At 61.2% G+C, this 13,893-nt stretch carries 14 protein-coding genes; 4 read left to right on the top strand and 10 right to left on the bottom strand.

Features of this window, described 5'->3' with window-relative positions:
- Positions 1–15: 15 nt before the first annotated feature.
- A complete protein-coding gene (locus tag AXG89_RS11590; protein WP_061999073.1) occupies positions 16–375 on the top strand; it encodes a hypothetical protein in 360 nt (119 codons plus the stop codon).
- 101 nt (positions 376–476) lie between these two features.
- Here the strand turns inward: AXG89_RS11590 and ftsB are convergent, their stop codons facing one another.
- The 10 genes from ftsB to AXG89_RS11540 form a co-directional block, all read right to left on the bottom strand.
- Positions 477–932, bottom strand: coding sequence for a cell division protein FtsB (gene ftsB / locus AXG89_RS11585; protein WP_061999072.1), 456 nt, complete (start codon positions 930–932; stop codon positions 477–479).
- 134 nt (positions 933–1,066) lie between these two features.
- Positions 1,067–2,350 (bottom strand): phosphopyruvate hydratase, encoded by a 1,284-nt coding sequence (gene eno, locus AXG89_RS11580; protein WP_056352523.1) that lies wholly within the window; start codon positions 2,348–2,350, stop codon positions 1,067–1,069.
- Positions 2,351–2,430: 80 nt separating this feature from the next.
- Positions 2,431–2,718: a DUF1330 domain-containing protein gene (locus tag AXG89_RS11575; protein ID WP_061999071.1), complete on the bottom strand. Its 288-nt coding sequence runs from the start codon at positions 2,716–2,718 to the stop codon at positions 2,431–2,433.
- A 77-nt stretch (positions 2,719–2,795) separates the two neighbouring features.
- Entirely contained in the window at positions 2,796–3,650 is an 855-nt protein-coding gene (gene kdsA, locus AXG89_RS11570) for a 3-deoxy-8-phosphooctulonate synthase (protein WP_061999070.1), read from the bottom strand.
- On the bottom strand, positions 3,647–5,362 hold the full coding sequence (locus AXG89_RS11565) for a CTP synthase (RefSeq protein WP_062169758.1): 1,716 nt from the start codon (positions 5,360–5,362) through the stop codon (positions 3,647–3,649). Before AXG89_RS11565 ends, kdsA begins: the two co-directional genes overlap by 4 nt.
- A gap of 102 nt (positions 5,363–5,464) precedes the next feature.
- Positions 5,465–6,292, bottom strand: a complete 828-nt coding sequence (locus AXG89_RS11560; RefSeq protein WP_061999068.1) for an alpha/beta fold hydrolase — start codon at positions 6,290–6,292, stop codon at positions 5,465–5,467.
- Positions 6,293–6,325: 33 nt separating this feature from the next.
- Complete coding sequence (locus tag AXG89_RS11555; RefSeq protein WP_062169757.1) at positions 6,326–8,872, bottom strand: DNA internalization-related competence protein ComEC/Rec2; 2,547 nt, start codon at positions 8,870–8,872, stop codon at positions 6,326–6,328.
- A gap of 93 nt (positions 8,873–8,965) precedes the next feature.
- Positions 8,966–9,754 (bottom strand): TatD family hydrolase, encoded by a 789-nt coding sequence (locus AXG89_RS11550; protein ID WP_061999066.1) that lies wholly within the window; start codon positions 9,752–9,754, stop codon positions 8,966–8,968.
- Positions 9,755–9,776: 22 nt separating this feature from the next.
- Positions 9,777–10,484, bottom strand: coding sequence for a lipoprotein-releasing ABC transporter ATP-binding protein LolD (gene lolD, locus AXG89_RS11545; RefSeq protein WP_061999065.1), 708 nt, complete (start codon positions 10,482–10,484; stop codon positions 9,777–9,779).
- Entirely contained in the window at positions 10,477–11,730 is a 1,254-nt protein-coding gene (locus AXG89_RS11540; protein WP_061999064.1) for a lipoprotein-releasing ABC transporter permease subunit, read from the bottom strand. Before AXG89_RS11540 ends, lolD begins: the two co-directional genes overlap by 8 nt.
- A 389-nt stretch (positions 11,731–12,119) precedes the next feature.
- Here AXG89_RS11540 and AXG89_RS11535 point away from each other — a divergent pair, with 389 nt between their 5' ends.
- Genes AXG89_RS11535 through AXG89_RS11525 form a run of 3 tightly spaced genes read left to right on the top strand, consistent with a single transcriptional unit; the run spans position 12,120 to position 13,891 of the window.
- Positions 12,120–12,407, top strand: coding sequence for a type II toxin-antitoxin system RelE/ParE family toxin (locus AXG89_RS11535; RefSeq protein ID WP_075360460.1), 288 nt, complete (start codon positions 12,120–12,122; stop codon positions 12,405–12,407).
- A gap of 15 nt (positions 12,408–12,422) precedes the next feature.
- Positions 12,423–12,725: a HigA family addiction module antitoxin gene (locus tag AXG89_RS11530; RefSeq protein ID WP_061999063.1), complete on the top strand. Its 303-nt coding sequence runs from the start codon at positions 12,423–12,425 to the stop codon at positions 12,723–12,725.
- 44 nt (positions 12,726–12,769) lie between these two features.
- Positions 12,770–13,891 (top strand): hypothetical protein, encoded by a 1,122-nt coding sequence (locus AXG89_RS11525; protein ID WP_062169756.1) that lies wholly within the window; start codon positions 12,770–12,772, stop codon positions 13,889–13,891.
- Positions 13,892–13,893 lie beyond the last annotated feature (2 nt).

Genomic DNA, 13,893 nt, shown 5'->3' with positions numbered 1-13,893 from the left:
CCGCTGGAGGTCGACATGAAACTCTTTGCATTTGTATCGAAGAAACTGGCCGTCGCGGTGTGCGGTTCAGCGTTTCTCACGCTCGGCGGGTGCATGATGGACCCGCCAGGACCGTCGCCGGTTTACAGCCGCCTGCCCGCCACGCAGAATCATGCGGCCCAGCCGCTTTCCCCGGAAGAGCAACAGCGCTACAACCAGATCGACCGGCAGGTGCTCGCCGAGCAGCAACAGGCCATGGCTGCGGATGCCGCGGCTCAGGCGTATTCGCAATACTATCGGCCGCCGGTGACGGTGTACGGCGGATATTCGAGCGGCGGGTGGGGTAACAGATGGGGTACGGGTATTGGGGTTGGATACCCGGGGTATTATTGGTAAGGCTGATTCCCAAGGGTCGAGAAGGGCCGCAAATAGTAAAAGCCGTTCCAACTTACATTGGAACGGCTTTTTTGTATTCTGTCGGGTCGATTCGACTAGCCTCAGCCGCCCGCTTTCTTCTTGGCGGCGTCCTGCTTCTCTTTGGTCGCCTGCCGCTCGAACGCGCGGCGCTCTTCCTTCGATCGTGAAACCGGGTTGGGCACCACTCGCAAAGGCGCGGCGGAAACTTGTCCTCGCGTGGACGCGCTGGACTGTGCGTTCACCGAGTTGGCCGGCGCAGGGGAATTCGGCGAGACAAACTGCACGAATACCTCGCTGTCCTTCATCATGCCCATTTCATAACGCGCGCGTTCTTCAACAGCCGCCGTACCATTCTGCAAATCCGCGACTTCGCCCTGCACACGTTCGTTGCGCAGCTTCAGATCCGCATTTTTCTTTGTCTGGTTGACCAGTTGCTGCTGCAACTCGTGAACACGCAACCAGCCACCGTGCCCCCACCACAGCGGATACTGGATCATCGCCAGCAGCAGGATCAGGACAAAGGTGACAATCCGCATTTAAGAGGCGAGAGAAAAGCGCTGAAACTTCAACTGGTATTTCGGCGCCGCCCCGGGTTCGAAGGAACACGGGGCGGCGGACTGAACAAACGGCTACATTTGGACTAACGTCCGTCTGGACGAAAGCTTTAGCTTCAACGCAAATTGTAGAAGGCCGACTTGCCCGGATAGCTGGCGATATCGCCCAGATCTTCTTCAATGCGCAGCAACTGGTTGTACTTCGAGATGCGGTCGCTACGCGACAAAGAACCCGTCTTGATCTGACCGGCATTCAGGCCGACCGCGATATCCGCAATCGTCGAATCTTCCGTTTCGCCCGAACGATGCGAGATAACGGCAGTGTAACCCGCGCGCTTCGCCATTTCGATTGCTGCAAAAGTTTCTGTCAGTGTGCCGATCTGGTTGATCTTGATCAGGATCGAATTGGCGATGCCCTTTTCGATCCCTTCCTTCAAAATACGCGTGTTCGTCACGAACAGATCGTCGCCCACGAGCTGGATCTTCTTGCCGAGCTTATCGGTCAAGATCTTCCATCCGTCCCAGTCGCTTTCGTGCATGCCGTCTTCAATCGACACGATCGGGAATTTATCGGCGAGCGTGGCGAGATAATCTGCGAATTCAGTGGACGACAACTGCAGGCCTTCGCCCGCGAGCTGATATTTGCCGTCGTGGTAGAACTCGCTTGCGGCGCAATCCAGCGCAAGCAAAACGTCTTCACCCGCACGATAACCCGCCTTCTCGATCGCCTGAACGATGGTCGAAAGACACTCGTCGTTGCTGCCGAAATTCGGCGCGAAACCGCCTTCGTCGCCCACGGCCGTGCTCATGCCACGGTCGCTCAGGATCTTCTTGAGCGCGTGGAACACTTCCGCGCCGCAACGCAGCGCTTCGCGGAAGGTCGGCTGGCTGACCGGAACGATCATGAATTCCTGGATGTCCAGGCTGTTGTTGGCGTGCGCGCCGCCGTTCACGATGTTCATCATGGGAACGGGCAATTGCATGGCGCCCGAACCGCCGAAATAACGATACAGCGGCAAGCCCGCTTCCTCAGCCGCGGCCTTGGCCACTGCCATGGAAACGGCCAGCATGGCGTTCGCGCCGAGGCGCGACTTGTTGTCGGTACCGTCGAGTTCGAGCAGGGTCTTGTCGAGAAACGCCTGTTCCGATGCATCGAGTCCCATGATGGCTTCGGAGATTTCGGTGTTGATGTGCTCGACTGCCTTCAGCACGCCCTTGCCGCCGTAGCGGCCGGCTTCGCCGTCGCGCAATTCGATGGCTTCACGCGATCCGGTCGATGCGCCGGACGGCACCGCGGCGCGGCCCATCGTGCCCGATTCCAGCAGGACGTCGCATTCGACGGTGGGATTGCCGCGCGAGTCGAGAATCTCGCGACCGATGATATCTACGATGGCACTCATGGTTTCCTCAAGAAATGACGATAAATCAGGTCTGACAGCAAGCCGGGGTTGAAGATCTTGCGCGGGCTCGAACGGGAGGCTTACACGCCTTCGACGACCATCATGTGCATCTCGGCTGCGCCGCTTCGCACACTTCGCGCCGCTTCATACCCGGCTGAGTGGTACCACTTGACCGCGGTCTCGTAATCGTCGAATTCGATCACGACACCGCGCGGGAGCAACGAGCCTTCGAGGGTTTCGCTTTTACCGCCGCGAGCGAGGTAGCGGCCACCATGCGCTTCGATTGCCGCAGCCGCCAGCGGTCGGTACGCCGCGTACTTCTCCGGGTCCGTCACATTGGCATTCACGATGACATAACCTTTTGCCATTGCCCTCTCCTCCTGATGCGATTCGGGCGCCGTGTCCGTAAAATTGCGTCACGAAACGCGGTGCCCTTGATTTGTTTTTAGCTGAAATCGTTCTCGAGGAACGGTCCGCTTTTCACGGCCCGGTCGAGCGCAACGAGCGTTTCCAGCAGGGCTTCCATTCTGTGCAGCGGCACGGCGTTCGGACCGTCGGACTTTGCGTTCGCCGGGTCCGGATGGGTTTCCATGAAAAGGCCGGAAACGCCCGTGGCGACCGCGGCTCGCGCCAGCACCGGCACGAATTCGCGTTGACCGCCGGAACTCGTGCCTTGGCCGCCCGGCAACTGCACCGAATGCGTGGCGTCGAAAACGATGGGCGCATTGGTTTCCCGCATGATCGCGAGCGACCGCATATCGGAAACCAGGTTGTTATAACCAAACGACACACCCCGTTCGCAGGCCATGAAACGGTCGTCGGACAGGCCTGCTTCGCGTGCGGCGTCGCGGGCTTTGTCGATGACGTTCTTCATGTCGTGCGGCGCGAGAAACTGGCCCTTCTTGATGTTGACCGGCTTGCCCGAACGCGCGCATGCGTGAATGAAGTCAGTCTGGCGGCACAGAAACGCGGGCGTTTGCAACACGTCGACCACCGATGCCACCGCTTCGATCTCGTGTTCCGAGTGAACGTCGGTGAGAATGGGCAGCCCGAGTTGCTTCTTCACTTCGCCGAGGATCCGCAGGCCTTCGTCCATGCCCAAACCGCGAAACGACTTGCCTGAGCTGCGGTTGGCTTTGTCATACGACGACTTGTAGATGAACGGCACGCCGACCTTGGCGCAGATTTCCTTCAAGCGGCCGGCGACGTCGATCGTCATCTGCTCCGATTCGACCACGCAGGTGCCCGCAATCAGGAAGAACGGCTGGTCGAGACCGACCTCGAAATCACACAGCTTCATGCTTGCGCTCCGACAGAAACCGCAACGGCCGGCGCCGGGTCAGAAGCCTCGGTGTGACCCGCAGCGTCAAGCGACTGGTGATGCGCGCGCGCCGCTTCGACGAACTCCTTGAAAAGCGGATGACCATCGCGTGGCGACGACGTGAACTCCGGGTGGAACTGCACGCCGACAAACCACGGGTGCATCGATTCCGGCAGTTCCATCATTTCCGGCAGGTCTTCGCTCGGCGTGCGCGCGCTGATCACGAGGCCACCTGCCTCGAGTTGCGGCACGAACCGGTTGTTCACTTCGTAGCGGTGACGATGACGCTCGTTCACATCCGTTCCGTAAATACGAGCCGCCATGGTGCCCGGCTTGATCGGACATTTTTGTGAACCCAGGCGCATGGTGCCGCCAAGATCCGACTCTTCCGTACGCTTTTCAACACGACCGGCGCGGTCATACCATTCGGTGATGAGCGCCACTACCGGGTTTGTAGTCGATGTATCGAATTCCGTGCTGTTTGCGTCCGTGAGACCGGCCACGTCGCGTGCAAATTCGATTACAGCCAGTTGCATGCCGAGGCAGATGCCGAGATACGGCGTCTTCGATTCGCGTGCATAACGTATTGCCTTGATCTTGCCTTCGGTGCCACGCGCGCCAAAACCGCCCGGCACGAGCACTGCGTCGAGATGCTTCAATGCATCGACGCCGTCCGTGTCGATCTGCTCGGAATCGATGTACTCGATGTTCACCTTCGTCGACGTATGAATGGACGCGTGCTTCAACGCCTCGATCAACGATTTGTACGACTCGGTCAACTCCACATATTTGCCGACCATGCCGATGGTGACTTCGCTCTGCGGGTTCTCGAGCTTTTGCACGAGGCCGGCCCACATGCTGAGGTCAGCGGGTTTCGCTTCGAGCTTGAGTTCTTCGCAGATGATGTTGTCGAGACCCTGGTCGTGCAGCATCTGCGGAATCTTGTAGATGCTGTCCACGTCCCACACCGAAATGACCGCGTCTTCCGGCACATTGGAAAAGAGCGAAATCTTCTGACATTCGTCGAGGGGGATCGGACGGTCCGCGCGACACAGCAGCACGTGCGGCGAGATACCGATCTCGCGCAGCTTCTGCACGCTGTGTTGCGTAGGCTTGGTCTTGAGCTCACCTGCCGTAGCGATGTACGGCACAAGCGTCAGGTGCACGAAACACGCGCTGTTGCGCCCGAGGCGCAAGCTCATCTGGCGCGCGGCTTCGAGAAACGGCAGCGATTCGATATCACCCACCGTCCCGCCGATTTCCACGATAGCCACATCCGGCTCGCCGCACGTGGCCGCAGCCGCGCCGCGTTGCAGGAACGCCTGGATTTCGTTGGTGATATGCGGAATGACCTGAACGGTCTTGCCGAGATACTCGCCACGGCGTTCCTTGCGGATCACCGATTCGTAGATCTGGCCCGTCGTGAAGTTATTGGCCTTGCGCATCTTCGTGCTGATGAAGCGCTCGTAATGGCCGAGGTCGAGGTCCGTTTCCGCTCCGTCTTCCGTCACGAACACTTCCCCATGCTGGAACGGGCTCATCGTGCCGGGGTCGACATTGATGTAGGGATCGAGCTTGAGGAGGGTGACTTTCAGACCGCGCGATTCGAGGATCGCGGCGAGGGAAGCGGCGGCAATACCCTTGCCGAGGGAAGACACTACGCCGCCGGTGACGAATACATATTTGGTCATCGCTAGGTGCTCGCGGGAAAAACGGATTATACCCGAAAGGCGCCCCGGAACCCAGCGCCGCGGGGGCGGATTTGCAGTGCGCGGCGCATATTCATGGATGAATCAGATGTCCGCGCGGCGCAGCCCGTCAAGCGTGCGTTGTAACGCGCGGGCGGTTTCGATGGGACGCTCCATGGGGAACAAATGACTGCCTTCGATCCACTCCAGATGCTCGCCCACAATGCGCCGCGTCATATCCAGCCCGACTTGCCGCACTTCGCGCGAATGCGTTCCCGCGATAAAGCCGACCGGTACCGGCACGCCGTGCGTGACCCGCGCACCCAACGTGCGCGGCAAGGTCTTGTAGATGCGAAATTCCACCTCGCGATCAAAAGCGAGCTTGCGCAGACTGCGGGACGCCGCGGGGGCAGCCGTGTCCGGCGGAATCCCGAAGTCGATGTAATCCGACAACATCCGCTCGTCCCAGCGCGAGAACGCGCTTTTTGCATGAAAGTGGCGCCATGCTTCTTCACGGCTCGGCCAGTTCGTCCGCCGGTTTTTTGTCGCGGCGGCAGGCGACAAACGCGTGTCGAGACCGGTCCACTGGGATATCCGCAGCAAATGGCTGCGCCAGCCTGCAATGACGGGCGAATCCAGCATGACGACGCCCTTCACCCAATGCGGACGCTTGAGCGCCGCCATCAACGACAGATAACCGCCCAGTGAATGCCCGACCAGCCAGACTTTTGTATCGGGGGGACGGGTGGAATCGATGTCTTCGAGCAGTTCGTCCACGAGATGAGGCCAGTCGCGCGTGACCGGCAGGCGCGGATTGTGGCCGAAGCGCTCGACCGCGCGGATCTCGTAATCGTCGGCGAGCTCGGCGAAGATCGTCCGGTACGTCGACGCGGGAAACCCGTTCGCGTGTGAAAAATGCAGGATGTCTTTCAAGCGTCGTGTCCTCTTCTCGTGCCCTCTTCTTTCTTACCGGCCCATCCAGTAGCGTGCGTGCGTTTGCCTGAACCGTTCGATGGAAACATCCGCCGACATCTCCATGCGTGCAGCGCCATCTTCGTCACTGCGAGACAGCTCGATACGACGCAGCCGATACCGCTCGAAAACAGTTGGATTCGGGTGGTTGAATCGGTTGCGGTAGCCTACCTGAAATACGGCGACGCGCGGCTCGACGGCGTCGAGGAAAGGCTCGGTAGACGATGTCTTGCTGCCGTGGTGCGGCACGACCAGCACATCCGCCTGAAGCAACGCGCCATCTTGTGTCAGTAACTGGCGCTCGACGTCCGCTTCGATATCCGCCGCGAGGAGCGCCGAGCGCCCGGCCGCGCTCGTTATTTTCAGCACGCACGAGGTCGCGTTCGGCTTCGCCGCAAGCGGACCGGCCATTGGCCACAACACGTCGAACTTCACGCCGTCCCACTGCCATTGCTGACCTGCGATGCATCGCAGGGAGTCGCTGCCCTCTTCCCGGGCGATCCGCCACAAAGCTTCGTGCGGCCGCATCGACGCCACGAACTGGCGCACCCGGATGCTTTCGAACACGGCGGGCGCACCGCCGGAATGATCGGAATCCGAGTGGCTGACCATGAGGGTATCGAGTGTGGAAAGGCCGTGCGCAAAGAGATATGGCACGACGAGCCGCTCGCCGGCGCGCGTGGATTCCGGGCCCGGGCCGGCATCGAAGAGCAAGGAATGACGCGCGGTTTCTATGACAATCGACGAACCCTGTCCGATATCCAGCGCCGTCACGCGGAACGTGCCGGTCGCAGGCGCATGCGATGGAGGAAAAACCAGCGGCAGCCACGTGAGCGGCGCGGCGAAGCGCAATGGCCAGCCGCGCGGCGCCAGCGCCCAGATCACGCCGAAGGCAGCGGCGGTCATCGCAAAGGTGTCCGGTTGCGGCAGACGCCACAGCGTCCACGCGGAGCCGGACAGATGCGCAAGCACGTCGCACATGATCGTCAACAGGCCATGGGCGGCGCGGTAGGCGAATTCGTCCAATGGTGCGGGCAGCAAGACGGCCACCAGAACCGTTGGCGTGACCAGAAGACTGACCCACGGAATCGCGAACGCGTTGGCGAGCGGTCCGAGCAGCGGGATCTGGAAAAACCAATAGGCGGTGAGCGGCGCAAGCCCGATGGTGATGGCGTACTGCACTCGTGCACTTGCAGCGATCCGGCGGCCGATGTCTCGTGCCATACGTCTGAGCCGCACACTCGAGCGAATGCTGGAGCGACGAAGCGCATCCGCGATCCGGTCACGCATGAGCCGGCGTGCGCGCGGCTGATCGTGGGGAATATCAGGGATCAGGTCTTCGTCGCGATCTGGCTCAGCCTCGTCCGCGATGCCGACCGATGCCCTTCTTCCCCGCGATGCAATCGCGAACAGGATCGCAGCCACGGCGCAAAACGACAGCCAGAATCCCGCGGCCGTGACCGCCCACGGATCAAGCAGCAGCACGAGCGCAAGCGCCCACGTCAGCACCAGCGACGAAGCCGGCCTGCGCCCGCTCAGAACGGCAAGCGCAACGAAGCACAACATCCACATCGATCGTTGCGCCGGTACGTTGAAACCGGCCAGCGCGGCACAGAACGCTGCGAACGCGGCCGCCGTCGCCGCCGACGCCTTCTGCGCCGATACGATCAACGGCAACGGCATGCCGCGCCATCGCAGGCGTCGCCAGAACCATCCGCCGATCAACGCGGCGAGCCCCGCGACAAACCCGATGTGCAGCCCCGAGATCGCGACCAGATGACTCGTGCCGGTTGCGCGCAGCAAGGCCCAGTCGGCGTCACTGACCACGTCCTGCGCGCCGACCGCGAGCGCGACCTCGATTCCCCGGTGCGGCGCGCCATCGAGTGCGCTCAACACCCTTGCGCGCAACCGGGCGCGCCAGTGATCGATCATCAGCGTAAAACCGCGGGCATCGGAGGGCATTCGGCGCGCGGACTCCGGCATCGATACATACCCTGTCGCGCGAATGTTGCGGGCGAGCAGCGCCGCTTCGGCATCGCGCCCTCGAAAATTCGCGTTTCCGTGCGGACGTTTCAACCGCGTGACGAACGTCCAGCGCTGCCCGGCCCAAAGCGGCGGAGGCGGCGAGGCGGCAGGCCTGCGTTTCGATGCATCCACCGCCATCCACGACAACTGCACGATGCGCGGAAACTTAGGTATCCGTGCTTCGTTCGATTCCACTTCGAACAGGAAACGCGTGCCGTCCTCGCCTTGCATTGGCAGACCGCGCACAAAGCCCGTCAGCTCGATATTGCGGTTCTCGAATGCTGCGGGCAACACGAATTGCAAACGACCTTCGGCGCGCGATGCGGCGTAGCTAAAACCGACGATAAACGCGGCGGAGATCAAGCACGCGTAACGCCAACGCGGCAAATAAACTGAGAGCGTACAAGCGCACGCAACCGCGCATGCAGCGGCGCAAATAACCCACACGCCGGGCAGCGCAGCCTGCCGCTGCAGCCACACGATCCCGAGAGCAAACCCGATCAACATTCCCCGCACGCCCGCTCCTCAAAACCTTGACGCGAGCGCAAACGCATCGGCGAGAAAGCGTTTCTCTACGACGCGTGCAATCGAACAAGTCAGAAGAACTGATTATGCGGAGATAAGTGCAAGCCGCGGCAGTGCCAATTGCGCGTTAGCCGTTGTGCCTATGGAAAGCGTCTCTTCGCTGATACCGCGCAATTCAGCCAGCACCCGCGCAATGCCCGCCACCTGATCCGGCGCATTCCGATGTTTGTATAACCAGGAGGGCGCAATATCCGGCGCATCGGTTTCGAGCACGATTGCATCGAGCGGTAGGTCAGCCGCAAGGCGCCGGATCTGCCGTGCGCGCTCAAACGTGAGATTGCCGCCGAAACCAAGCCGCATGCCATGCGCAATGAACGCTTCGGCCTGTTGAAAACTGCCGTTGAACGCGTGCGCGATACCCACTTTCACGCCGTGCACACGCAAGCCTTTGAGCACTTTGTCCTGCGATTTACGCACATGACAAATGACCGGCAGATCGAAGTCACGTGCAATCTTGAGCTGCTCGTAATAGAAGAAGGTCTGGCGAGCGTCATCGAGGCCAGGCACGAAATAATCCAGCCCGATCTCGCCAATACCCACAAACCGAGGATCATCCATGCTCGCCGCGATATGCTCGCGCAACACGCGTAGATCGTCGTCCTGTGCACGCGGAGTAAAGAGCGGGTGGATGCCGAGTGCATAAGCGCCGCCCTCGATCCGATGCGCAAGCTCGCGCACCGTACTGAAGTTCTGGCGCTCGACGCCCGGGATCACGATTCGCCCGACGCCCGCTTTCAGCGCCGATGCCGCGACGTCTTCGCGGTCGGCATCGAATTCGGAAGCATCGAGATGGCAGTGCGTATCGATCCACATGATCGCTCCGTGATTCCCGCAACTAGACAGGTACGACCGGCTCCTCGAACAGCACGCCATCGCGCAGGCGCATGATGCGGTCGCAGCGCGCGGCCAGATCAGGATCGTGCGTGACGATCACGAAGCTCGTTTCAAGCGTCTGCGACAACTCCAGCATCAGGTTGAACACGGTGTCCGCCGTGCCGCCGTCGAGGTTGCCGGTAGGTTCGTCGGCGAGTACGCAGGCCGGATGGGTGACCAATGCCCGCGCGATGGCCACACGCTGGCGCTCGCCGCCCGACAACTCGCCGGGCCGATGTTTCGCCCGATGCCCAATACCCACGCGCTCGAGCATGTCCATGGCCTGCTTGCGGGCATCGACTTCGGTCATGCGGCGAATGCGCAGCGGCATCGCGACGTTATCGAGCGCGCTGAATTCAGCGAGCAGATGATGAAACTGGTACACGAATCCAAGCGCCTTGTTGCGCAGTTCGTTGCGCTCGCGTTCGCGCAACGCGGTGAACGGCTTGCCCAAAAGCGAAACCTTGCCGGCGCTGGGTTCATCGAGCCCGCCGAGCACGTGCAACAACGTGCTTTTGCCGGAACCCGACGCGCCGACGATCGCAAGCTTTTCGCCGCGATGCACCTGCAATTCAGCATTGTCCAGCACTTGCACGTTGAAGCCGCCCTGCACGAACGTCTTCGAAATGGCCGATGCTTCCAGCACGATGTTGTTCGACACCTCACTCATACCGCAATGCCTCCGCCGGACGGACCTTCGCGCCGCGCCAGCTCGGATAGAGCGTGGCGAGCGATGACAAGACAAACGCGATCAGCCCGATCCGGATCACGTCGGCGGGGACGAGTTCGGACGGCAGTTCGCTGATGAAATACACCGACGGCGGCAGGAACTGCACGCCGAACAGATGTTCGATACCCGGCACGAGCCACGGGATGCTCCAGGCGATCAGGCATCCGAGCGTCACGCCGATTGCCGTGCCGATAAACCCGATCGTCACGCCCTGAATCACGAAGATCTTCATGATCGACCCGGGCTGCGCGCCAAGCGTGCGAAGAATCGCGATGTCCGCTTGCTTATCGGTCACGGTCATCACCAGCGACGAAACCAGGTTGAACGCCGCGACCGCAATGATGAGCGTCAGGATGATGAACATCATGCGTTTTTCGATTTGCACGGCCGAGAACCACGTCTTGTTCTGCTGCGTCCAGTCGCGAATGTAAAGGTCGCCGGAGAGCGTGCGCGAAAGCTGCCGCGCGACTTCCGGCGCGCGTTGCATGTCCTTCAGCTTCAGCCGCACGCCCGTGGGCGCCGGCAGGCGAAAGAGCGCCTGGGCATCGGAGATGGAAATCAGTGCGAGCGTGGAATCGTATTCATAGTGCCCGGACTCGAATACGCCGACGACCGTGAATTGCTTGAGCCGCGGCAGCATGCCCGCTGGCGTGATCGTGCCTTCAGGGGCCACCAGCGTGATCTTGTCACCCGTTCCTACGCCGAGATTGCTCGCCAAGTCGCGTCCGAGCACGATGCCGAACCCGCCCGGCACGAGATCCGTGAGCTTGCCGCCCTTCATTTCCTTGCCGATATCGGACACTTGCGGCTCGAGCGTCGGCTCGACGCCGCGCAACGCCACGCCGCTGACAGCACCTTGCCGCGTGAGCAGCGCCTGCGCGTCGACATAAGGCGCCGCGCCGATCACTTCCGGATTCTTGCGCGCTTCCTGAGCGGTCAGTTGCCAGTTGGGCATGGACCCCGTCGGCGAAAAGATTTCGACGTGCGCGAGCACCGACAACATGCGATCGCGAACCTCTTTCTGAAAGCCGTTCATTACCGAAAGCACCACGATCAGCGCGGCCACGCCGAGCGCGATGCCGGCCATGGATACCAGCGCAATGAACGAGATGAAACCGTTGCCGGTGGTGCGTTTGCCGGCGCGGGTGTAGCGCCAGCCGATCTGCCATTCATAGGGAAGTTTCAAGCGATTCCTTTCAGCGTCTAACGTTCTTCGATCCGACCATCGCGCATTCGGTGCACGGATGGACGTTCCGTGCGACTTGCGCCGTTTTTATCACCCGATCCGTCGATCAGGCGCGAACTGGACGCGCCGTTGCGCATCCGATCAAGCGCGAAGTTTGCCACACAATGCTTAAGCCCCCCTTTAGACCGAGGGACGCAATGCGGCGGAAAACGCACGCGAAACGCGTGCAAAACCCTTGACACAGGCCATTCGGCCAATTTCGGGAAGCGAGACGTCAGTCCATACTCGATCAGCTCGCCAGCCGCACGAACCCTTCCAAAAAGACTTGGCGATGCCCGCCGCGACGGCCTTCAATTTAACCCTTTACGTATTACGCAAAACGTAATACGATGACCATAATGATTCAAACGTTCCGATGCAAGGACACCCAGGCACTTTACGAAGGTGAAACGCCGAAGCGGTTCGCAGCAATTGCAGATGTCGCGACCAGAAGGCTTTCGGCGCTGGATGCTTCGCACGAGTTGCGCGACCTGAAATCACCGCCCGGCAACCGTCTCGAACGGCTGTCGGGCGACCGGCGGGGCCAGCTCAGCATTCGGATCAACAGCCAGTGGCGCGTTTGTTTCAAATGGACGACGAAGGGTCCTGTCGACGTCGAGATCATTGACTATCACTAAGCGGGTTGATTCAACATGTCGAAGAACGGAATGCGCGCAGTTCATCCCGGAGAAATTCTCCGGGAAGACTATCTGGTTCCGCTGGAGTTGAGCGTGAACGCGCTGGCGCTGGCGCTCAACGTGCCGGCCACGCGGTTGCACGAGATCGTGAAGGAACGGCGCGGCATCACGGCGGATACGGCTTATCGCCTCGCGCGCTACTTCGACACCACGCCTGAATTCTGGTTGAATCTGCAGGCCATGTACGACCTCAAGACACTGCCCACACGCAGTGAAATCGATCGAAAAGTCGAACCGCGCGAGCCTACCCGCGCTTAAAACGCGCAATCAGCCAGCAGAAGCGCCGGGCCCTTTGCCATACAATGCCCAGCATCATGCCCACGCCCAAGCTCCACGATCTCCATCTTCTTCTTCCGTTCGCGCTGCCGTCCGCCGCCGACGCGGCAACTGCGCTTCACACCCTCGCGCGTCCAGCGCTTGATCGGCTGCTTGCCCGCGCAACGGTCGACGAACGCGTGATCGGCGAGGATTTTCAGCGCACCTTGCCGCACGAACGCTGGATTGCGCGGCAATTCGGCGTGGTGAATGACTCATCGAATACGTCATCAAGGCAGGCCGCCGACGAAGCACCGCTCGCGCCCTACATGCTGCTCGCCGACGGCGGTTCTCCGGCCGATGCCACATGGGCTTGCATCGAGCCGGTTCACGTTCGTATTGCGCGTGACCACCTGGTCCTGATCGATCCGGCGACGCTCGGCGTGGAGAACGAGGAAGCACGAACGCTGTTCGATGTCGTCAAGCCACTAATAGAAGACCTTGGCCTGACGATCCAGGCGCCGCAACCGGTGCGCTGGTACGTCACGGGCGAAAGCCTCGGCACGCTAGCCGGGGCGTCGCCGTTGCGGGCGAGCGGGCGCAACATCGAGATCTGGCTGCCGCACGAAGCCGGCACGGGCGAGCGCTCGCGGGCATGGATGAAGTTGCAGAACGAAGTGCAGATGGCGTGGTTCGAGCATCCGCTCAACGAAGCGCGCGAGATGCGCGGCCTGCCCGCGATCAACTCGATCTGGTTGCACGCACAAGGCGCGATTCGCAGCGCGACAAGTCCGTTCGCGCGGGTCATGTCGAGTGCGGCAGCCACACGCGGCCTGGCACTCGCCGCCGATATCGTTCCGGAAGCGCCGCCGGCATCGTTCGCGGCGCTTGCCGCAGATCAAAACCAGAACAATGGCCGCACGCTGGTAGAACTCGATCCGTTCTCGGCGCCGTTTATAGAACAGGACTGGGCGCGGTGGAATGAGGCGCTCGGTGTTCTCGAGCGCGACTGGTTCGCCCCTGCGCTCAGCGCGCTCGAAAATGGCTCGCTCGGCACGTTGCGCCTTACGTTGTGCAGCGATACCGGCTCCGTATCGCTGAGCGTTACACGCGGTGCGTTGCGCAAATTCTGGCGGCGACGTCCGATTGCCGCGTTGTTCATCGAATAGAA

This window comes from Burkholderia sp. PAMC 26561 (assembly GCF_001557535.2).
GTDB lineage: Bacteria > Pseudomonadota > Gammaproteobacteria > Burkholderiales > Burkholderiaceae > Caballeronia.
Note: the sequence above shows the minus strand (reverse complement) of the source record. Positions and strands in the feature narration are given on the sequence as shown.

Coding starts and splice junctions, on each gene's coding strand:
- AXG89_RS11590 (WP_061999073.1), top strand. CDS start 16: ATGAAACTCTTTGCATTTGTATCGAAGAAACTGGCCGTCGCGGTGTGC.
- ftsB (WP_061999072.1), bottom strand. CDS start 932: ATGCGGATTGTCACCTTTGTCCTGATCCTGCTGCTGGCGATGATCCAG.
- eno (WP_056352523.1), bottom strand. CDS start 2,350: ATGAGTGCCATCGTAGATATCATCGGTCGCGAGATTCTCGACTCGCGC.
- AXG89_RS11575 (WP_061999071.1), bottom strand. CDS start 2,718: ATGGCAAAAGGTTATGTCATCGTGAATGCCAATGTGACGGACCCGGAG.
- kdsA (WP_061999070.1), bottom strand. CDS start 3,650: ATGAAGCTGTGTGATTTCGAGGTCGGTCTCGACCAGCCGTTCTTCCTG.
- AXG89_RS11565 (WP_062169758.1), bottom strand. CDS start 5,362: ATGACCAAATATGTATTCGTCACCGGCGGCGTAGTGTCTTCCCTCGGC.
- AXG89_RS11550 (WP_061999066.1), bottom strand. CDS start 9,754: ATGTGGATCGATACGCACTGCCATCTCGATGCTTCCGAATTCGATGCC.
- lolD (WP_061999065.1), bottom strand. CDS start 10,484: ATGAGTGAGGTGTCGAACAACATCGTGCTGGAAGCATCGGCCATTTCG.
- AXG89_RS11535 (WP_075360460.1), top strand. CDS start 12,120: ATGACCATAATGATTCAAACGTTCCGATGCAAGGACACCCAGGCACTT.
- AXG89_RS11530 (WP_061999063.1), top strand. CDS start 12,423: ATGTCGAAGAACGGAATGCGCGCAGTTCATCCCGGAGAAATTCTCCGG.
- AXG89_RS11525 (WP_062169756.1), top strand. CDS start 12,770: ATGCCCAGCATCATGCCCACGCCCAAGCTCCACGATCTCCATCTTCTT.